The following is a 21,596-nucleotide window of genomic DNA, read 5'->3' as shown; positions in this document are numbered from 1 at the left end:
TCTGACCTATGAGCCTGCCCCTCTATAGCGGCGAATTCCCCAGTTCCATGCCAGTAAGCCCAAGGTCAGAAAGACAATCCCCATCACAGGAGTTAAGAGAGCCATATGGCGCATGTCCTCTCGGTGGAGGAATAGGGAGGCTGGATATACACCAACAAAAGCAAAAGGTAGTATCCAAGTCAGCACAACCTGAATGGCTCGGTTATAGATCGTCACTGGATAACGTCCGTAGCCCTGAATATTGTACATGAGCGGGATAATTCCTGTGGGCGCATCCGAAAAGAACGAAATGGAAGTCAATATGGTGTAAATACCCGTATAAATGGCTACGGCACTCAGACTCATTACAATGAGTGCTGGAATAAACCACCACTCCATAGCCAAGTCCATCTGCGCACCGCTGATCCCCATAATAATCAGACCGATCACTGAGCCGACCAGTGCGGGCGGGTCCACATTTTCAAGGAAAATCTGGAACAGATTATACGCAGGACGGGTCATTACCCGGTCGAGTTCACCTTTTACAATATAACGCTCGCTAAAGTTCCAAAGGTTGACGAAACAGCTGAATAGTCCGTAAGGAACCATAAAAAATCCATAAACGAACACGACTTCATTTTCACTCCAGCCACCCAAACTGTCTGTGTGCATAAAAATAACCAGGATAAAAATAAGATTCGTGGCCTGAAACAGCAGATCTGAAATCACTTCTACCCAAAAGTCGGCCCGATAGGTGAGCCGTGACTTCATGTAATTTTTTAAATATTCGCTAATGAGACCCAAATAGTACATCATCGGCTTACCCTCCCTGCACGAACAGACGTCTGCGCGCCAGTCGCCAAATGATGATCATCGGCACGAGCAGAACAACCAGCCAAATGATTTGGATACCCAGTACATTCCAGATGCCAACGCCTTTTACACGTCCCGTAAATACAGAACCCGGCAAATAGGTAATCGCCTGAAACGGCATCCATTGGGCGATTGTCGCCAGCCAGCCTGGGAACAAACTGATTGGCAAAATCAACCCAGAAAACAGATCTACAACTACGCGCTTCATACGCATCATGCCCTCATTATTTTCGATAAAAAAGGCCGTTAACCCCGTAATAATATTAATTTGAGTGTTGATCATAAAGCTAAAAAACAGCATGACCAGAAAACCAACCCAGGCTACCGGATCCGTGGGAAGCTTCACCGGAAATAGCAGCAACGCAATCGCCATGCCTGGAATCATAAACAACAGAAAACGGAACATTCCTTCGCCGAGTCCTTGCATAAATTTAACAAGTACATAGTTATAAGGTCGGATCATCTGAATTGCAATGCTTCCATCACGTATATCCGTCGAGATCTCACGATCCAGATTGTTAAAATAAAAGGCTCTCGCCATCCACGATACTGCTACATACGTCGTCATCTGAGCAGCGGTAAAGCCTCCAATGCTACCCGCATCGCCATATATCGCTTTGTATGTGAAATAATACACGCCAATATTCATGCAATAAATAAGGATTCCTGAATAATAGTTCACACGATAAGCCAGCATCGTGAGAAATCGGATACGAATAAAATCGGTGTATACGCTAAGCATGAACTTTGGCCTCCACTACCGGATTGCCCTGGCGTTCAGCCGAGCCAGACTGATAGATACTGCGGACGATATCATCCGTGTTGGTTTCAATGATTTTGATATCCGTAATGTCCGTGCGACCGACTACGCAAGCGAGCACATCCGATACATTAATATGAAGAGGAATCCATACCTTGGCAGCCAAATCATTATCCACTGTCCAAGCCAATGGCATATCAGCAGTCCATGCCTGTAATTGCTCCAATTGGGTCGATGTGCCGAACTGGAACCGTACTTCTCGACCTGTACCCCAACGCGCCTTCAGATCCTCCAGACCACCATCATAAATGATATTCCCATCATCCAGCATAATGACGCGCGAGCACAGCGCTTCAATATCCTGCAAATCATGGGTCGTCAGCAAAATAGTCGTACCGTAATCCCGGTTCATGTCCTTCAGAAACTCGCGAATTTCGGACTTCACCATAATATCGAGCCCAATGGTGGGCTCGTCCAGAAAAACAATGGACGGATTGTGCAGCAAGGCTGCTACCAACTCACAGCGCATCCGTTGCCCGAGACTAAGCTTGCGTACCGGGCGGCTTAGCAGATCCTGCAATTGCAGTCTCTCCACCAGCTCATCCAGCCTGCGTTTGAAGTCCGTAGCCGGAACCTGATATACTTTCCGCAGTAGTTGAAAAGACTCGATCACACCGATGTCCCACCAAAGCTGGCTGCGCTGACCGAAAACAACACCAATGTTGCCTACAAATTTCTCGCGCTCCTCATAGGGGACATAACCGCCCACCTTGAGATGTCCCGATGTCGGCACGAGAATGCCTGTCAGCATCTTAATCGTGGTGGACTTTCCAGCGCCGTTCTCACCGATATAACCGCATATTTCTCCTTGCGGAATACGGAAGGAGATATCTTTGACCGCGGCCACCTCGTTGTATTCGCGGGCGAATAAATCAAGGAAGGCGCCTTTTAAGCCCTCGCGATTTTTTTGAACCTTAAATGTTTTGCGCAGATCCTGCACATCAATTGCCAGCATGTTATACCTCTCAATCAGGATTTGTAAAATCCATAGTTAAATTGATTGTGCTCCAAAAAGAAATTATAATGTAATGAACTGAAAAGCGAAAGGGAGAGCATCCATGACAAGCAGAACCAAAAGGACGATATGGTCGGTTCTAGCCGTGGTAATCGTCGCGATTGTCGGCTTTGCCGTGTACTATTTTACATCCATTTATAATCAGCTGGATAATCTGCATAAAGAGGGTGCTAACTCCCCCTTCAAAAATGTAAAGCAGGTCGATCAGGTTCGTACGCCAGAACCGCCCAAGTGGGAAGGTACCGATATGGTCAACATTTTGCTGATGGGTGTCGATGGACGCGGTATCCAGAAAGGGGAAGTCCCCCGATCAGACAGCATGATGGTTGTATCACTGGACCCCGTTAAGAAAAAAATCCACCTGTTCTCTATTTTGCGTGATACGTACGTGGATATTCCCGGCTACGGAAAAAATCGAATTAATACCGCCATTACTCACGGACCCAACACGGCCATGAAGACGGCTGGCGATCTGCTAGGCATCCCGGTGCAATATTATGTGTACACGGATTTCCAGGGCTTTATCAAACTGGTGGATGCCGTAGGCGGGATTGATTTTGAAGTGGAAAAGGATATGCATTATACAAGTAATGCGGATAAACATCAGTACGATATTGATTTGAAAAAGGGTATGCAGCATCTGGATGGCAACACGGCGCTTCAATATGTGCGGTTCCGCCACGATGCGATGTCCGACTTCTCCCGATCAGGACGGCAACGCGCATTTTTGGAGGCCGTAGCCCAGAAAATGCAGACCACGACTTCCATCGCCAACCTGCCGAACATTTTAGAGCAGGTTAACCCATACATCGACACGAATCTCAGTGTTAACGATATGTGGAAGCTGGCGAATGTGGGGTACCAAAGCAACTTTGCAGGCAGCGAACAGGTTCCACCGATGAAGATGCTCGGAGAAGAGAATGTGGGCGGCGCGGCAGTTCTTACTGTCCGCGACCCAGAGGAACTGAAAACGTATGTGCAGGATATATTTAATAATCCACCCGTACAAACACAGGAACAAAATAAGGATCAGAACGAAACGAAACAGCCAGACAGTGCATCGTCTACCAAGACGGATAAAGCTTCTTTTACAGGGGGCAGTAAAACCAGTAATGAGGATGCCTCCACACAATCAACAACAAAGACAGGTCAAAAAGAGCTATAATGATGTATGCAGGGGCAGCCGTGAACGCTGCCCTTTGGCGTGTGTATACCCTATTTTAATGAACGGAAAGGAAGTTTTTGATGATGAAACGGGAAAACTCCGAAGCACTATATAAAGAAGCCCTGGAGCATATTGTCGGGGGCGTTAACAGCCCTTCACGCTCCTTTAAAGCTGTGGGCGGCGGCGCTCCAGTATTCATGAAACGCGCTAAAGGTGCTCATTTCTGGGATGAGGATGATAATCGGTATATCGACTATTTGGCGGCATATGGCCCTATTATTACCGGACACGCCCATCCCCATATTACCAAGGCCATCAGCGAAGCGGCTGCGAACGGCGTATTGTACGGAACCTCAACAGCCTTGGAAATTAAACTGGCCAAGATGCTGAAGGAAGCCATTCCTTCTATGGACAAGGTCCGGTTTGTGAATTCCGGCACAGAAGCGGTTATGACGACGATTCGTGTTGCACGGGCCTATACTGGGCGGAACAAGATCATCAAATTTGCCGGCTGCTACCATGGTCACTCGGATCTGGTACTTGTAGCCGCAGGCTCCGGTCCTTCCACACTGGGCATACCGGACAGTGCAGGTATTACGACCAACATTGCGAGCGAGGTTATTACCGTGCCATTCAATGATCTCGACGCGTTGCGCCAAGCCTTGGAGCGCTGGAGCGACGATGTGGCGGCAGTCATGGTCGAGCCTATTGTCGGTAATTTCGGCATGGTCATGCCGCAGCCCGGTTATTTGGAAGGGTTGTGCTCCATGGCGCGTGCGAACGGCTCACTTGTCATTTATGACGAGGTTATCACCGCATTCCGATTCCACTTCGGTTCCACCCAAACGTATGCAGGTTTGGACAACCATGATGCGATTCAGCCAGATTTGACCGCGCTGGGCAAAATCATGGGTGGTGGTCTGCCGATTGGTGCCTACGGCGGCAACAAACACATCATGGAGCAGGTTGCCCCACTCGGCCCGGCTTATCAGGCGGGTACGATGGCCGGCAACCCGGCTTCCATCTCGTCAGGCATCGCCTGCCTTGAAGTCCTTCAAGGGGAAGGCGTGTACGAAGAGATGGAACGTCTGGCCGTGAGACTGACGGACGGTATTCAGTCCTCTGCTGAACGCTACGGCGTGCCATTGACGATCAACCGTATTCGTGGAGCGTTCTCGACGCATTTCTGTGATCATCCGATCACGAATTACGCACAGGCGCAGGATACGGATAGCGAAGCATTCGCATCCTTCTTCCGTCACATGCTGGATCGCGGTATTCATCTGGCACCATCCAAGTACGAGGCCTGGTTCCTCACAACAGCGCATACCGACGAAGATGTGGATGCTACACTGGAAGCGGCGGACGATTCGTTCCGGGCGATGTCACAAGGTAAGTAAACCTAGCGGTAAGTGATAGAATATGAAATATGATAAGAGCTGGAAGTAGTCTTAGGGAAGGGTATTCGACCTCTGGGACTTCGTTCCGGCTTTTTTCATTTCACAACTGTACCCGTACAGTTGCAGATTTTATGGATTGTATCAGGTTATGCCATCCGGGTATATTGAGAGAACAACAGGTTAAGGTCATGATTACGGAGGTTTATTATGCACAGTCGTTCCAGAAATGGAGCCGCCTATCTGGCAGCTCTCAGCTATGCAGCTATACTTGGATTTTCATTTTTATTTGTAAAATTGACAGTCACAGAGGCAAGCCCGCTGGATGTAATCGCCCACCGCTTTGCGCTGTCATTTATCGCTTTGACCGTTCCAGTGCTGCTCGGTTGGATTAAGCTCAACATCAAGTTACGTGACATTTTGCGCATTTTACCACTAGCACTGCTCTCCCCTTTAGTGTATTTTCCACTACAAGCCTTCGGGCTGATGAGCACTTCTTCATCGGAAGGTGGAATTATTCAAGCAACCGTTCCTATTTTTACGCTGCTGTTGGCTTCCTATTTTATTAAAGAGCGTACAACGGTAGTCCAAAAAGTTTCCTTACTGCTCTCTGTCTTTGGCGTGGTTTTTATATTTGTGATGAAAAGCGGAGCACCGCTAGCATCCAATAGCTATGGCGGTATTCTTCTGCTCATGCTCTCTGCGATATGCCTATCCGGCTATAATGTGCTGGCACGACCCTTAACACAAAAGTACAGCCCAATGGAATTGACCTACGTTACCTCTATTTTGGGATGTATCGTTTTTAACGTGGTGGCACTAGGATACCATGCCATAGACGGCTCCATGAGCGGCTATACCGCTCCACTGGTGAAGCCTGGTTACTGGCTGGCACTGGCTTATCTGGGCATTCTGTCTACCCTCGTCACCTCGCTGTTATCAAGCTTTGCCTTGAAGTGGATCGAAGCCTCCAAAATGAGTGTGATCGGTAATTTATCCACCCTCATTTCCATGATTGCCGGTGCTTACATTTTGAAGGAGCAGCTCGCCTACTATCACATTGTTGGGGCTGTGATGATCATTATCGGCGTGCTGGGTACCAATTTCGGAGGGCAAAAAAACTTCACGCCGATCAAAAACAACTTCGGCAAAATCAGAAAAAACAGGCTAAAAATAAATACTAAATTGCCTGCAAAAAAAGAAATCTCCCAGCTGCGCAATTCCAGCCGAGAGATTTCTTTTTTCACTTCTTAGTCTTCGTCGGATGAGATCGGGTACGCCATGACACTCATTAACGCCAATTCCGGCTGTGTCGTGTCCAATCTGCTATATTGTACGATGATGGGCACATCGCTAGTGACCGTAATTGCGTAAGGAATGCCTGTCGGAATCCGTTCGCCGGATTTCTCCAACGAGGCTGTTCGGATATGACGGGTTCGTCTTCCTTCCACCACCTCGATCAATCCCTCCAATGGCTCGCGGTCTTCAAAATAGATGTCTATACTTAGATTTGCCACACGGCTCCCACAATTCAGCACGCATATACTCTCATGACTGAGCAGCTCTCCCCGGCTTTCCGGTGGAATATACCCATCGGGGATGACCCAGAATAGGCCGCCTCGCGGCTGATTAGCCACCTTTTCCTGAGAAAGTTCAGCATTTCCCATACTATTGGCCTCCTTCCTTTACACATAATACTTTTTGGCGCATATGCCCCTTCTTCTAGCCGTACGGATTCTCCTTGGTACGCAACAGTTGAGCCAGAAAAGCAAGCGCCAATCCCTGACCCCAGCCTTGAATGCGTTTGTATGGAACGTTTCGATAGCCGTCAATATCGTTCATCACAGCGGTTCCAGCGGATACACCCGTTACTGTGCCGTCGTCCTTAATGCGGGAAAGTATACCGTCGATCGCCTTTTGTGTGTATTTGTTAAACAATCTTCCTTGCATAAGCAAGGCAGTCGCAATTCCTGCCGAGCCCGAGGTTTCCAGATAAGAGGTATCATCGTTCAGCACCGTATGCCACAGCCCTTCCGGGGATTGCAGCCGTACCAGCGCATTGAGCTGGTCACGCAGCGAGCCGTCGATGATCATATAAGATGGATGCTGCACCTCCACAAATTTCAGCGCTTTTGCCATCGTGAGAGCTGCCCATGAATTGCCGCGCGCCCAATATATTCCTGACATCCGGCTTTGATTCGCATGATCCCATCCGTGATAATACAGATTCGTATCCGGGTCCTGCAAAAATTCTTCATGCCCGTGATATTGACGAACCCCATCCTCCCAATACTCCTTGTTGCCTAACAGATGACCGATGCGCAGCAAGTAATAACCGGCCATAAACATCGTATCCACCCATGCTTGCTGCGGAAATACATCATGAAGTGAGTTCACCGTATGCTGGAAAATGCCGTCGGCAAACCGCTCCGCTTTTTTGGCCAAAAATTCTGCCATCTCGATGGCAATATCCAGGTATTTTTGCTCACCTGTGGCCTGATAAAGCGTCAACAAACAGTGCCCAACAGAAACGCCATTCACCGAGAGAGATGGAAGTCCATCCTCGATATTTTCGTCAACCCATTCTTTCAGCTTGGTCAAATACTTCTCGTTCCCTGTCGCTTCATACGCTTCACATACTCCGTAAAAGGCGACTCCACCCGGCCAATCCCAGCTGTAGTGCATTTGAAATGTGCGTTCTACGACCCGATCAATCACCTGCTTAACTTGTTCTTCATCAAAAATCAATGCAGGCATTTCCACGTCTCCCCCTTTGGTAAGTTTCACATGAGTTACCCCCTTAACGCCCGTACATGAAAAGGTTGTCCTTCAACGTAAATACATGCGCAGCGGTTGCAAATCCAGTGCCCTCACAGCATCCACCACCATGTCTGCAATACGAACCGCACCATTCTCATGAAAATGTGTGTTATCCTCTAAGCCGCCGGAAAAGTTCATGTATTCACCAGGCAGCAGCCACATAAAAAGCTCTTTACTCTCTTCGGGACCCAGCTGCTCATATAACTCCTGCGTGCGGGCAGACAAATCAATCAGCGGTACATTCGCTTCTTCCGCCAGCTCACGAACCGCTGTTACATAGTCACCATGTGTGTCAGATAGCGTACCATCCTCATTAAAATAGCGACGATGTACGGGCGTGACCAGTACCGGGGTTGCCCCATGGCTTCTTGCGCCGTCGATGTAGAGGCGAAGATGCTCCTTGTAGGTTGTAAAAGGCTCTGTAGCCCGCTCCGGGTCAGGCTTCTGATCATTATGGCCGAACTGGATGAACAGGAAGTCTCCTGCCTTTATTTCGCCCAAAATGGCACCCAGCCGTCCTTCGTCCACAAAGCTTTTGGAGCTTCTTCCCGATACGGCATGATTATCCACGCAGACATCATGCTTGAACAGGGCGGGCAAAGCCTGGCCCCAGCCAGTATACGGATAACCGGATGCGTCCTGATCCGTAACCGTGGAATCTCCGGCTAGGAATAGCCGGAGGGTCTGTGGCGCTGGCGCAATCTCCAGCGCATTGAGCCGTGGCGCGGTGCCTGATACGGTGAGGCGCAGCTTGCCACCCCGGACTGGCACCGCAAACAGGGCTTCGGTGAACTGGCCCGGCAGCGTGTGTACCGGGGGAAGCATGTGCTTGCCTTCACCAGCCTTGAGTCGCGTGAGCGTTTCCGCCTGCGAATCGCCGACCAGTATAGTGACGAGATACATCCCGTCTGGCACATCTGCAACAAATGCAGCGTTCAGTGGAATACAAAAGCTGCTTCGTAGCTGCGTGCGTGCATCCTTAGCTGCACACTGCCTTTTTCGACCGTACACATGCTCCGTAGTCTCGAAGCCATAGCCCTGTTCAGTTGTATATACGCAATCCGGAGACACTCCCTTGTAGCCATCCGCAGGTTCCCCCGGACCAAAATCAAACTTCCACAATTTACTCACCTCTCAGCCATCGCCCTCAAATCCCAACCATTTAATTGTATAAACCCGGATACCTTCCATTTCCACTCGTAAGCCTCATATCCTCACGCTATGGATTTTGAATCTTATCCCTTCAAACCACTTGTACTCATTCCTTCTACAATTTGCTTCTGGAATGCGAAGAATACAGCGATAACTGGAAGCAGGCTTAGGATAGACATCGCGAACATTCCTCCCCAGTTGGAAGCCGACTCGCTGTCGAGGAACATCTTGAGTGCAATAGATACGGTATATTTCTCCGGCGAATTCAGATACAGTACCGGACCTAGCAAATCCTCCCACTTCCAGTAGAAAGAGAAGATTGCCGCTGTAGCCAACGACGACTTGAGTAAGGGTAAAATAATTCTAAAATACAGCCGGAACTTGCCGCATCCATCAATCGTCCCCGCTTCATCCAACTCTCCTGGAATCGTTCGTATAAACTGCACCATCAGAAAGATGAAGAACGGCATCCCGAAAAAGGAGGGTACCACCAACGGTAAGATCGTATTGATCCAACCGAGCTTGGTGAAAATAATATATTGCGGTACCAGTACCACATCCCCTGGTAGCATAAGCGTCACCATCATCAAAGCAAACCACAAGTTACGCCCTTTGAATTTCAAGCGCGCAAAGCCAAATGCGATCAATGAGGAGGAAAGCACGGCTCCAATCGTTGAAATCACCACGATCGTGAGCGAGTTCAGAATGTACGTGCCAAAGTTGTAGCCAGTCGTTCCTTTCCAGCCTGTTACATAGTTTTGCCAGATCCATTCTGTAGGGAAAAGCGAGGATGCCGTGACGAATATCGTCCGACTTTCTTTAAACGAGCTGAACAGCATCCAAAAAACGGGATACAGCATCAGGAGCGCCAGTGCAGCAACCAGTATGTGATAAATTGGCCATTTGACCGTTTTCCATGCCATCGTTATCAGCGCCCCTTTTCCGTTTCATAAAATACCCAGTATCTGGAGGTTATAAATAATATCGCTGTCAGTATCCCAATCATAATGAGCATGACCCAAGCCATGGCTGCCGCATATCCCATGTTGCTGAACATAAACGCCTGTCGGAACAGATACAGTGAATGCAGCATCGTTCCATCCATCGGGCCTCCTTCGCCCTTAGAAATAACATAAGCCGGGACGAAGGTCATAAAGGCACTGATCGTCTGCATAATCAGATTAAATAGAATAATGGGGCTAAGCAACGGTAGCGTAATACTGAAAAATTTTCGTACTGGCTTAGCGCCATCTACACTGGACGCCTCGTACAATTCAACAGGAATGTTCTTCAAACCTGCCAGAAAAATCAGCATGGAGGAGCCAAATTGCCATACGGACAAGGTGATTAGCATCGTAAGCGAAGCATCCGGGTCACCAAACCACTTCACCGGAGTCGCCCCTAAGGTCGAAAGCAGGCTGTTCACTATGCCGTTATTACTGAAAATGTTCCGCCACATAATGGATACCGCAACACTGCCCCCGATAATCGACGGTAGATAGTACATCGTCCGATAGGTGCCGACCATACGCGACTTGGTATTCAAAATCATAGCCACAAACAGCGCGAAAATCAGTCGCAACGGTACACCGACCAATACATACGTAAACGTGACCCTGATCGAATTCCAGTATTTCGGGTCGCCTGTGAACATTTTTTCGAAGTTACCCAGACCAATCCATTTGGGCGGGGTGAACAGGTTGTAGGTGGTAAAGGACAGATACAGCGAAATAAACATTGGAATTAACGTAAACGCCAGAAAGCCCACAATAAACGGGCTGATAAACGCATATCCGGTCATATTGGCTTTCAAGCTCTGATGATTTCGCAAGCTCATCAAGCCTCCCTTCTGTTGCATTTTAAAGAATTAGCAAAACTTTATAATATTAATAATTCGTTGTTATGTGAATAATATTGTGATGTCTGCAAAGGGTGCTTATGCAGTCGGTTCGTCCAATCAACCGTGCGCAATCATGCTTTGGACTACGCACGGTTAACTTAACGAAACGTTCCTTCGATCATATCGATCTTATGCTAAAACAGTGTCAGATATCCTAAAGGTCACATTGCGCTCATTATTGCTTGTTATTCGCAAGGATAGTATTCGCATCAGCCCGGAATTTGGCCGCTGCGTCTTCTGGTGTCATCTGTCCAAAATTGACCTGCTCAATATAATCGGTCAGAGTCGCAATCACTTCCGGCGATCCGACTGGCGGCGGCGGGCTCATTGGAGAAGCCTTCGGCTCCATGGAAGCTACAAATTCAAACACCTGCTTCGTAGGCTCGCTTAACTCTGGCGCAACAGCTTCCTTGATTTTGGAGGAAATCGGTACGCCACGTTCGCCTTTAATCAATTTATTCGCTTCCACATCATTCATCCAGAAATCAATAAACTTTGCGGCCTCATCCTTCACCTGTGAACGGGAAGCAACCGTCCAGTACATCGTAGGCTGCATGTATACGCCTTTTTCCATATTCGGCCCAAACATTGGTGCCAGTGCCATGGGGCGGTTAACAACCTGCTGTAAACCTACATACTGATTGGACCACTGCCAAATACCGATGCCTGTTCCTTTTACGATATCGGATTCCTCAAGAATCCCCTTGGTCTGGTTCATAATTTCAGGAGGCGGGGTCGCTCCCTTCTTAATCAGATCAGCCAATCCGCTGAAGAAGTCAACAAACAGCTTATCATCGTCATACCCCAATCCTGTCCCTTCCGCATTGTAGAGAGTCTTTCCTTGCGTACGCAAATAATAGTGGAAGAAAATATCGGCAGCCATTGAGCTGTCAAAGTATACTTTATTGGAAGCTGCCTTTAAAGCCATTTCTTTGTATTGATCCCATGTCCAGTTGTCAGGAATTTTGTCTATGCCCGCTTTTTTGAGCAGCGCCGGATCATACTGGAAACCCAGAACATTGACACCTGTTGGAATACCATATTGCTTTCCTGCTATTACGCCGGTACTGAGTACATTTTCGTTCACGTCAGCGACCTGAATTTTTTGATTTAAGTAAGGCGCGAGATCCTCCAGTTGACCATTTTTTGCATATTGGCTAATGTACGAAATGTCCATTTGCACGATATCCGGTAACTGATTAGCCGCAGCCTGTGGGGCGAGCTTTTTCCAATAGTCATCAAAAGAGGCATATTCCACATCGATCGTTACATTAGGATTTTTCTGCTTATACAAATCAACGACCTTCTGCGTGTATTCATGACGCGTATCCGATCCCCACCAAGCGATACGTAACTTTACTTTCCCGTCTGCACTTGTGCCCGAATTGCCGCCGCCGTCCGCTCCGCTACATGCTGTCGTCAAAACGAGCAGCATAGCTATAATCAGAAACCATCCCTTTTTGCCCACCTATCTCTCCCCTTTTCGCTGTTCTAGAAAGGAGCCAAATTACAAGTGACAACGTATTTACGCATTTTTGATAGCGTTTACATTAGCTCCTGTTGTTATTTTCCCAAAAGCTGAGAAGCATTGGAATACACAAATCAGGTTTCCTGGGTTTAAAAAACAGTGGGACTCCATCAGCTCATCCCCTCTCGTGTGATTTAATGTACTCGGAAGGCGTCATACCTGCCCATTTTTTGAACACCTGGCTAAAATATTGCGCGTTCCCGCCAAAGCCGAACCATTCGGCCAGCTCAAACACCTTTACATCTCCTGTCTCTCGAATATGCTCAGCCGCACGTTCGATCCGATAACGATTGACGTAGTGTGAGAAGTTTTCCCCAGTCACCTTTTTGAAAATCTTCCCTAAGTAGTCGGAATTCATATACAGCATTTGGCCTGCCACTCCGTTCAGCGACAAATCGGATTTTCTGTAGTTTTGCTCAATAATAGTGATCATTTTATCAACGGTAGAAGATTGGCGATACACATTACTTTTATAATAGATTGCGGTCATTCGTTCGGCAGCTTCCTGTACAAAAGATTTGAGACATGCCAGCGTTTTTTGCTCTGCCAGCACCACCATTCGGCTCGTAAACGCCGCACGCTCTTCTTCAGGGCATATACGGATCATAGCGGCATAGAGCTGAAGCACATAAGAGCGGGTCACAGAGATTTCCAGCTTCATCCGGGACAAAATACCGAATAACCGATCCACTTCCTGTGCAACCTCCACCGTATTTCCAGCCTTGATCAGCAGACCGAACTTTTCCTCGTCCAGCTCCAAATCTGCCATCTCCCGGGTATCCTCAGTCGCTAAATCCTCTTTCGTAATCAGACTGCCCTCCCCGGTGTAAAAACGGTGATTCATACAATGCAGTGTCTCCCGGTACATCCCCCGTGAATGCTGCATACTATCCGACTCACTAACTGCGACCGTTACCTCCAGTTTGTAAAAGCGATGAAATGTCGCACGTACCGCTTCAATCTGTTTCATAAACCGTGACGTATCATCCTCGCTTTCCAGCACGATGAGCAATTGCCCCTGCATGGTCGTACTGAGCAAGACATCATCCATCAAATCTGCCGCTATATTTTGCAATGCAAACAGATGCTCCGGCTCATGGGATTCCTCCACCCGCAGCAGCAGCATTCGAACCTGCTTATCTTGCAATTCAATTCCGAATAACCGCTCATAAAATGCGATATCGCGGCTACCGTAAGTTTTATAGGAAATAAACTCCTTCAAAAAGTGTTCCTTCACATGAGGCAGCATACGCTGAAAATCTAGCTTCATCCGGTTTACAAACTGCTTGCGTTCTTCCTGCTCCTCCCGCTCCTGTCCCAACTCGGTCAGAGCCTCATGAATTTGCCGCTCATTGCATGGCTTCAACAAGTAGTGCTTCACCCCGTATTGCATGGCCCGACAGGCATAATCAAAATCTTTGTAACCAGACAACAGAATGAAACGGACGTCTGGAAAATGCTCCGTCGTTTTGGCAACCAGTCCGATACCGTCTAGTCCTGGCATAGAGATGTCGCTAATCACAAAATCAGGTGGGCTGGCTTGAATCTGATCATAAGCCTCAATCCCGTTACGTGCCGTGCCAACCAATCTCGTGCCCGCTTTCCCCCAATCAACCACCTGTGATATGCCTTCCAAAATCATACGCTCATCATCAACCAGTAGCACCTTGTACACGACCCTGATCCCCTTTCACATATGGAATACAGACATGAATCGACGTTCCTGTTCCTGACTCGCTATGCAGCTCTATCCCCCAAGGTGTACCAAATGTCAGGTTAATCCGTTCCTGAATATTCGTAAGTCCAATGCCCTGCCCACGAGTCGTAACCTGCCCGCTTCGCAGCTTTTCCAAGAAATCCGGCGTCATTCCCGGTCCGTCATCTTCAACTCGCAGAAATAGAGCACCCTCGCTTTCTCTCGCAATAATAGCAATCTGACAGGGTTCAATTCGCGGCTCCAGCGCATAATGAATGGCATTCTCCACCAAGGGCTGAAGCGTTAGCTTCGGAATTTGTGCATCCATCAGTTCTTCCGGAATATCCAGATGGAAAACGAGACGTTCATCAAAACGTGTTTTTTGGATCGTTACGTAGCTCCTTACAATATCCAGCTCTTTTCGAAGCGGAATCAGCTGCTCCTCAAAACTGACCGCACTGCGCAGTAGAAAAGCAAGTGCTTCCACCATCTCTGAAATCCGGTCCTGTTTATTGGCCTTGGCGAGCCAGTTCACGGACTCTAATGTATTGTATAAAAAATGTGGATTAATCTGGGCCTGGAGCGCCTTTAGCTCTGTTTCCCGCAGTAATAGCTGCTTGGCAACATTCTCATTAATGAGCTCACGAATGCGGCGAATCATTTTCTTGTACGTTCGATGAAGCAAGCCTACCTCATCCTGTGTGGAAAGGGGGACCGCACCAAGTGCTTCCTCTTCCAAACGGTCGAGATCGCCTTTTTCTATTTTACGCATGTTCTGGATTAATTGAACGATCGGTTTGGTAATGCTCCCTGACAATCTAGCCCCCAGAGCCAATGCGATAAGAAGCATAATGACAAAAATAGCGCTTACAACTTCTTTGATAATCGTAATGCTGCGAAACATATCATCGAAGGGGGTCATATGCAAATACGTCCAATCCGTATAAGAAGATTTGATTTGAGCAGCGAAAAAGGTTCCTCCTGAGTAGGTCGCAATCCCGTAAGGCTGCTTCCGGCCCAGCTCGGCCTGAATATCACTCTCACTCAAAAGTGGTGTTTCGGGATAAATCATCCGCCTTCCATCTGTAATCATCAGTTGTCCGTCACGACCGGAGGTTTGCACACGGTCCGCTACAATCCGGTCAATTCGTACACGAATCGCAAGCGTTCCGAGCCCATTCAGCGTAAAATTGGAATCGGTAAAGGATTTGAACTGCCGAGCTGCCAGCAAGGAGGAATGACCTGCGGCATACCATGCATTGGAACCGTCATGTTCGTCTGCCAGCTCCGACAGGGTGGATCGAAGCTCTTGGGGAATACCTTCGCGGTTGCCCGCACTCATGACCTGTCCCTCTTTGTCGATGACCATCATAGAATAGACATAGGTTTCAGAGCCGGCAAAGGCGACAAGCCTATTCGTTATTTTTTTACGCAGCACCATTTTGGCATAAGGGGATTTCTCTTTTTCCAATTGCAGCAAATAACGTTGAAGCTGCTCGTCCGTTGTTACCTTGAAAGTAACTTTTTCCACATCCTTCAGCTCATTTTCTATACCGATTGAAGAAATATTGAGTACTTCGGATGTTTTTTTGTACATTTGATTATCATAAATGTGAAATACGTACTTAAGTATGACTGCAACAACTGCAAAATTAACCAGCATAAGCACCGTGATCAGCAGTACCATTTTATGATGGATTCCAGCATTTTTGTAAGCGCTTTTAAAGTAGGTAATCAGTGATTGTCGCCTCCTTTATAACATACAAAATACCCCATGCCTTGGTCATTCGGCAAGAGGTATTTGCATTTGCTTAGCGTTGATCGGTTGGTTTCGATTTGTCCGCCTTGCTCATATATTCGTCGTATCGGTCATCAAGTTCCCGTGCCATACTCCGGTATTTACGCGTTTCCTCAACAATGGGATCGATATGAGTCTGAACCCGCACCTCATATTTAGGGCTGAGCCGTTCCCGCTTTTGGGCCTCATTCTCACGAATTTCGCCTTCCGTCAGCAGTTCACTGAGCTGGCGTTCCAATTCTTCGGATTGACTCATCGCGATTTCCTCCTTTAGGGTGATGGTCCCTACGTAGAATTATAACCCGGTTGCGTCTGCTTCTTTCAGCACTTGAATAAGTTGAGAATGAATAGCTGTATTCGTAGCTGCAATATGCCGTACACTCAGGTCATAAGGTCTGCCCAATGTATCGGTAATGGTACCGCCTGATTCCTGCACCAGCAAAGCGCCCGCTGCTACATCCCACGCATTCAAACCAATTTCGCAATAGGCCGATAACCGTCCCGACGCCACATAAGCCAGATGCAATGCTGCCGAGCCCAGCGCCCGAATGCCGCGTACCTGAGGTGTAAGAACCTGCGTGATTTTCATATTTAGCGGTTGTGCATACGTACGATCTGGCGGGAAGCCGATGCACACCAGACTATCTCCCAGTGTTTCTTCTCTTGAGGCTTGCATGCGATTACCATGTACATATGCGCCTTTTCCTTTTTCCGCTACAAACATTTCATCACGGGACGGATCATAAATAACCCCGACAATCACCTCTCCACGATGGGCCAAGGCAATGGACACACTGTAATACGGCAGACTGTGTACAAAATTGGTCGTGCCATCTACCGGATCAATAATCCATAAATATTCCTCTTCACGGGCAGCCTCTAGTGCGCGGGCCGAAGCTTCGGCTCCCGGCTCTACACCCTCTTCACCCAAAATCGCATGATCGGGAAAATGGGTCAGAATCAGTCTGCGAATCATCTGTTCTGCACCTTTATCTACCTCGGTCACTAGATCCGTAGGAGACTGTTTGGTATTCAAATGTTCAACAGTTCCCAGCCTGCTCTTAATCCATTCCCCGGCTTTGGATGCCGCGTTAATAGCCACGGCCGTATAGCTTTTTCCTGATACGATATAGGGAACCTTTTCGTTTTCATGTTCGTTCAACGTGTTCACTCTACTTTCTATATCATTGTTACGTGGTTTACGAAGCTGGCCTACAGCACAGTCTCTTAACCATCTCTGTTTCAGTACAAGTTTGCTAGTTTACACATTCTAGTATACACAATAAACTGCATAAAGTTTCCCCAAATGAGAGCTTTATCCGCAAAATACTACTTTCTAAGGCATAATTTCTACGGAAGCCCCATCCAGCACTTTGACCCCATTATCTTCCTGAAGACGCAGTTCATTCATCAATCCGAATAACGCTTCATCCTTAAGCTTGGCTTCAAGCATGACATCAATCCGATCCGTATATCCAGCAATATTGCGCAGAAAGGTCAGCAACGGCTCCACCAGAACACCGTCTGCATGACCACGAGGGTCTTTTTCACTTTTGGGACTGGAGGCATGAATTTTGGGCGGCAATGGATGATCAGTAGAAGATCCGGCTTGGGCCAATTCCCCTTTCCAGGTATTCAATATGTCTGGCCATAGCTCCCACGGCTTCTCACCCTCGTTATTGACCCATTGATGATGAATATCGAGAACCATCGGCAAGCCCGTTATTTTGCAAGCTTCCAGTGTTTCCACCGCATTGAATGTTTTATCATCATTTTCCAGCGTCAACCGTTCTCTTAACGAAAGATCCAGAGCACTAACCTGCTCTACAAAACGCTGGCCTGAGGTCACCTTATCTCCGTATGCACCACCAATATGAATGTTGTTCTTGGCTTCGGCACCGAGCCCCATGGCCTCCAGCATCGCTTTGTGGTACTTCAAGTCATTAATGGAGCTCTCCAACACCTCAGGACGGGGAGTGCTTAACACTGTAAAATGATCGGGATGAAACGATACCCTCATCCTATTCGCCTTGACATAGTTCCCAACCTCTGCGAAGTCAGTAGCAAGCGCCTGAAACGGGTCCCAATCCCGCAGATCCTGATGGGTCGCGAGCGGAATCAGCTTGGATGAGAAACGATAGACCTGGATATCACTCGCACGATTATGGCGCAGCAGCCTCAATGTATTATGGAGATTTTCGGCTGCTATCCGTTCTAGCTTGCGGATCGCAGCTTCTCGGTCTCCAATCTTGTTAAAGCTGGCCATCGTCATGGTTTTAGAGGGGGATGCATTTTGCACGGTAACCGACATGGCTACATAACCTAACCTTACGATCATAGGGTGTCTTCCTTTCAGTAGTTCGCAGTAGATGGTAAGGCCGCTTTCGTTCTGTGACCTAAAACCCTTTTCTACTGATCATACCCGGAAAAGCACATGCTGATTCGGTGTTATCGCACAAATTGCAAGAAGCAAACAGCTAGGATTGCTGCTGTGCTCCAAAAAACATTTCATCCGCCAATGCGGTCTGAATTCTTGATTCCTCATCATTCAGCTTACGAATGAGGATCATTTCAACTTCGGTCACTTCATCGCCCTGGAAATTAATTTCGGCGATACAGCCCACAATCTGTACGATGGCTACTGCCACGTTGTCCACGCTGTAAGCGATGACCTTCTGGCCTGTCGGAAACACGCGCAGCCCGGATTTAACCATTTTGCCACGTCCGTATTCCAGCAGTTCGTAAAGTTCTTGTTCGCTCTTGAATTTGCATACGGAGTTAAATTCAGTTTGAAAGCCCATGTGTAGCCGCCACCTTTCATCATTAAGGGTTTAGTGAAATGCTCAAGTAAGTGCCATATATATGAACAAAAAGGAGAGTGATCAGCTCCCCTTTGTTTCTTTTATGAGTTCTCGTAGTGCAATGCGGACCTGCGCTCATAACGCTCCAGTGCAAGAGCAATCATGCGGTCCAGCAGACTTGCATAGGATACGCCGGTTTCTCTCCACAATAATGGATACATACTGAACGGTGTAAAACCAGGCATCGTATTCACTTCATTAATAAGAATATGTCCGTCCGAGCGTCTGACGAAGAAATCGGCACGGGAAATCCCGCAGCCTTCCAGCGCGCGGAATGCTTGTAATGCGGCTTCACGAATACGATCTGCCACTTCCTCATCCAACGGTGCCGGAATAAGCATTTCCGATTGGCCATCCGTATATTTGGCAGCATAATCATAATAATCACTCGACGATACAATTTCACCCGGTACCGAGGCAATCGGCTCGTCATTGCCAAGTACGCTGACCTCAATCTCACGGGCATCGACGTACTCCTCGACAATCACCTTCAGGTCAAATTGCAAAGCCAGATCTACAGCCTTTTCCAGCTCTTCTCGGTTGCTGGCTTTGGAAATACCGACACTTGATCCCAGATTGGCCGGTTTGACAAAGCAAGGATAACCTAGCTCGGTTTCCATATTACGTACCAGATCATGACTGGTTTGGGCCCACTGTGTACTATTAAAATAACAGTATTTCACTTGCGGCAATCCTGCATGCTCAAACAGCTTCTTCATGACGCCTTTATCCATACCGGCTGCCGAAGCCAACACTCCTGCACCGACATAAGGCATATCCGCCATTTCGAACAGACCCTGAATCGTTCCGTCCTCGCCAAAGGTGCCGTGCAGCAACGGAAACAGCACATCCAGCGTCTGCTCTCCATACAGCTTGCCGAACAACGTATCTAATGCCGCCTTGGTACCGCCCTCTGCACGTTCCAGCTTCAATTGCTCTACAGAAGCCAGAGGAGCGCTTAATAGCGCCCCTCTACGCCAATCGCCAGCCTTCGTAATATAAAAAGGAATAATCTCGTATTTCTCATAGTTAAATGCGTTCATTACCGCATACGCCGTTTGCAGCGAAACCTCATGTTCGCCCGATTTGCCACCGTACACCAGCCCTACGGTCAATTTTTGATTTGCCATGCCTATCCTCCGCTTTCCTACTTTCGTCATTATGACTGATTTGCGTCACTATACCTGTTATCCATCATCTCATTTAAAAATAGTCGGCGATGTGATAAAAGCGATATACCGTGTTGTCGGTCCACGCATACGAATTTTTATAGTCCCAATAACGATGTCTGGAGCTTACCGTATGCGCATTGACTAGCGGCATGCCGCCCGCATCAAAGGCCGTTACCACCGTGCTGTGCTGAAAGGTTCCGTCACCATCCCAATCGTAAAAAATGACGTCCCCCAGCATGAGCTGCTCCGGTCGACTCACCTGCTCAGCAGTCAAACCCCATGAGCTGGAGCCCAAATACCGCTCCAGACTGTTGGAAACTGCCCAACTGTAGCTCCACAGCTCACGTCCGGCGACCCGTCCTTTATACCACCAGCCCGATTCTCTTTTACCAGTATAGTGGATCGGTGCGCCCCCTGCAAAGAGGCATTGCGAGATATAATTGGTGCAATCCACATCAAAACCTTCAAACTCTGGGTTAAAGCTATCCCACCACTGATCTGCATAAGCCGCTGCTTCTTCACGGCGATATCGGCTGGGACGTGCGGACGTACCAAAGCCCAGCACACCGCGATTCAGCAGCGGCAAACTCCCTCCCTGATTAAACGAAGCCTGTTCAAAAGGAACCTCTCCCCCCGCTGGCTTCCTTTCTGCCGGATCTCGCTCAATTCTCGCTACCTGCCAGGCTTCACCCTCGCGTGTGAACGTCAGACGCTCCCGTTCAATCCGATCCTCCCGGTGAGTCATCCCGCCCTTCTCATAAAAGAGTCGGACATGCAGTTGTACATCTACCACAGCCTCATCCGGCGTATCCTGCACCATTCGTAGCGGCTTGGCGCGTGTCTCGCTGCGTAGGGGAACAGCATCCCGTTCGTTGTACCACTGCTCCAATCTGGCCGCACGTGCTGCTCGTTCCATCCGCTGCCCCACCTCCAGATACTCATCCGGCTGCGGTACACCATTCACTTCACTGCGATTGTATTGATTCACGTAAGCAAAAAGGGCCTGTTTCCATTCCCGCTCCCCCATCCCAATCCCTCCATATTCGTCCCGCTATCCTTTTCCGGGGATAACCGGAATGATGTATAACTTCCTTTCTTGCCTCTCTGGTCTGAAATGCTCTCTATCTATAAGTATGAATCTCTAAAGCTTGGTATGAACATCGAAACGCGAGGGAGCGGGACGTTTTATTTTCCAATCTGCAACGCATCATTTAGGCCAAAAAAACTTTACGGAACTGTCTGAAAACGGTATACTTAATCCAAAAGCAATCATTTTGAAATCACGTTTCATCTAATGAAACAAATTGCATTCATCACAACCTCTAACACGTTAAGAAGCACTGAAGATGTAATTGAGAACGCAACCAATTTAAACCAACTGGGCAAGACGTCGAAAAAACGACATCCCTATTTTCCCCCA

19 protein-coding genes and 1 pseudogene are annotated in these 21,596 nt (G+C 48.1%); 3 read left to right on the top strand and 17 right to left on the bottom strand.

Annotated elements, in window-relative coordinates; genetic code table 11:
- Positions 1-6: 6 nt before the first annotated feature.
- The 3 genes from MKY16_RS04100 to MKY16_RS04090 are packed head-to-tail and all read right to left on the bottom strand — an operon-like array spanning position 7 to position 2,627.
- Entirely contained in the window at positions 7-795 is a 789-nt protein-coding gene (locus MKY16_RS04100) for an ABC transporter permease (protein ID WP_340954211.1), read from the bottom strand.
- Between the two features lie 4 nt (positions 796-799).
- A complete protein-coding gene (locus MKY16_RS04095) occupies positions 800-1,594 on the bottom strand; it encodes an ABC transporter permease (RefSeq protein ID WP_025718034.1) in 795 nt (264 codons plus the stop codon).
- Positions 1,587-2,627 carry an ABC transporter ATP-binding protein gene (locus tag MKY16_RS04090; protein WP_165150775.1) on the bottom strand — a complete coding sequence of 347 codons (1,041 nt, stop codon included), beginning with the start codon at positions 2,625-2,627 and terminating at the stop codon, positions 1,587-1,589. Before MKY16_RS04090 ends, MKY16_RS04095 begins: the two co-directional genes overlap by 8 nt.
- A 103-nt stretch (positions 2,628-2,730) precedes the next feature.
- Here MKY16_RS04090 and MKY16_RS04085 point away from each other — a divergent pair, with 103 nt between their 5' ends.
- From MKY16_RS04085 to MKY16_RS04075, 3 genes and pseudogenes are all read left to right on the top strand, one after another.
- Positions 2,731-3,852, top strand: a complete 1,122-nt coding sequence (locus MKY16_RS04085; protein ID WP_274484037.1) for an LCP family protein — start codon at positions 2,731-2,733, stop codon at positions 3,850-3,852.
- Positions 3,853-3,935: 83 nt separating this feature from the next.
- Positions 3,936-5,252, top strand: coding sequence for a glutamate-1-semialdehyde 2,1-aminomutase (locus tag MKY16_RS04080; RefSeq protein ID WP_340957547.1), 1,317 nt, complete (start codon positions 3,936-3,938; stop codon positions 5,250-5,252).
- A gap of 207 nt (positions 5,253-5,459) precedes the next feature.
- Positions 5,460-6,420, top strand: a pseudogene (locus MKY16_RS04075) (DMT family transporter).
- 79 nt (positions 6,421-6,499) lie between these two features.
- On the opposite strand, the gene MKY16_RS04070 reads toward MKY16_RS04075, so the two are convergent.
- From MKY16_RS04070 to MKY16_RS04005, 14 genes are all read right to left on the bottom strand, one after another.
- A complete protein-coding gene (locus MKY16_RS04070; RefSeq protein ID WP_322251836.1) occupies positions 6,500-6,916 on the bottom strand; it encodes a sensory rhodopsin transducer in 417 nt (138 codons plus the stop codon).
- A 55-nt stretch (positions 6,917-6,971) separates the two neighbouring features.
- Positions 6,972-8,006 carry a glycoside hydrolase family 88/105 protein gene (locus tag MKY16_RS04065; RefSeq protein WP_039270737.1) on the bottom strand — a complete coding sequence of 345 codons (1,035 nt, stop codon included), beginning with the start codon at positions 8,004-8,006 and terminating at the stop codon, positions 6,972-6,974.
- A 72-nt stretch (positions 8,007-8,078) separates the two neighbouring features.
- The gene (locus MKY16_RS04060) at positions 8,079-9,191 is read right to left on the bottom strand and encodes a rhamnogalacturonan acetylesterase (RefSeq protein WP_029515763.1); all 1,113 of its coding nucleotides are present in this window, start codon (positions 9,189-9,191) and stop codon (positions 8,079-8,081) included.
- A 113-nt stretch (positions 9,192-9,304) separates the two neighbouring features.
- Positions 9,305-10,144 carry a carbohydrate ABC transporter permease gene (locus MKY16_RS04055; RefSeq protein ID WP_340954201.1) on the bottom strand — a complete coding sequence of 280 codons (840 nt, stop codon included), beginning with the start codon at positions 10,142-10,144 and terminating at the stop codon, positions 9,305-9,307.
- Positions 10,145-10,149: 5 nt separating this feature from the next.
- Positions 10,150-11,058, bottom strand: coding sequence for a carbohydrate ABC transporter permease (locus tag MKY16_RS04050; RefSeq protein WP_023987015.1), 909 nt, complete (start codon positions 11,056-11,058; stop codon positions 10,150-10,152).
- 238 nt (positions 11,059-11,296) lie between these two features.
- The gene (locus MKY16_RS04045; protein ID WP_029515765.1) at positions 11,297-12,589 is read right to left on the bottom strand and encodes an ABC transporter substrate-binding protein; all 1,293 of its coding nucleotides are present in this window, start codon (positions 12,587-12,589) and stop codon (positions 11,297-11,299) included.
- 175 nt (positions 12,590-12,764) lie between these two features.
- Positions 12,765-14,324, bottom strand: a complete 1,560-nt coding sequence (locus MKY16_RS04040; RefSeq protein WP_340931313.1) for a response regulator transcription factor — start codon at positions 14,322-14,324, stop codon at positions 12,765-12,767.
- Positions 14,302-16,032: a sensor histidine kinase gene (locus MKY16_RS04035; protein ID WP_209018226.1), complete on the bottom strand. Its 1,731-nt coding sequence runs from the start codon at positions 16,030-16,032 to the stop codon at positions 14,302-14,304. Before MKY16_RS04035 ends, MKY16_RS04040 begins: the two co-directional genes overlap by 23 nt.
- A gap of 124 nt (positions 16,033-16,156) precedes the next feature.
- The gene (locus MKY16_RS04030) at positions 16,157-16,399 is read right to left on the bottom strand and encodes a hypothetical protein (protein ID WP_029515768.1); all 243 of its coding nucleotides are present in this window, start codon (positions 16,397-16,399) and stop codon (positions 16,157-16,159) included.
- A gap of 39 nt (positions 16,400-16,438) precedes the next feature.
- Complete coding sequence (locus MKY16_RS04025) at positions 16,439-17,305, bottom strand: inositol monophosphatase family protein (RefSeq protein WP_013308756.1); 867 nt, start codon at positions 17,303-17,305, stop codon at positions 16,439-16,441.
- 174 nt (positions 17,306-17,479) lie between these two features.
- The gene (uvsE, locus tag MKY16_RS04020) at positions 17,480-18,481 is read right to left on the bottom strand and encodes a UV DNA damage repair endonuclease UvsE (RefSeq protein WP_029515770.1); all 1,002 of its coding nucleotides are present in this window, start codon (positions 18,479-18,481) and stop codon (positions 17,480-17,482) included.
- A 139-nt stretch (positions 18,482-18,620) separates the two neighbouring features.
- Entirely contained in the window at positions 18,621-18,944 is a 324-nt protein-coding gene (locus MKY16_RS04015; RefSeq protein ID WP_013308754.1) for a hypothetical protein, read from the bottom strand.
- 101 nt (positions 18,945-19,045) lie between these two features.
- Positions 19,046-20,134, bottom strand: a complete 1,089-nt coding sequence (locus tag MKY16_RS04010) for a D-alanine--D-alanine ligase (protein WP_039270664.1) — start codon at positions 20,132-20,134, stop codon at positions 19,046-19,048.
- A gap of 73 nt (positions 20,135-20,207) precedes the next feature.
- Positions 20,208-21,203 carry an amidase domain-containing protein gene (locus MKY16_RS04005; RefSeq protein WP_029515772.1) on the bottom strand — a complete coding sequence of 332 codons (996 nt, stop codon included), beginning with the start codon at positions 21,201-21,203 and terminating at the stop codon, positions 20,208-20,210.
- Positions 21,204-21,596: the final 393 nt, after the last annotated feature.

The organism is Paenibacillus sp. FSL L8-0641 (genome assembly GCF_038006265.1).
Taxonomy (GTDB): Bacteria; Bacillota; Bacilli; order Paenibacillales; family Paenibacillaceae; genus Paenibacillus; species Paenibacillus polymyxa_D.
Note: the sequence above shows the minus strand (reverse complement) of the source record. Positions and strands in the feature narration are given on the sequence as shown.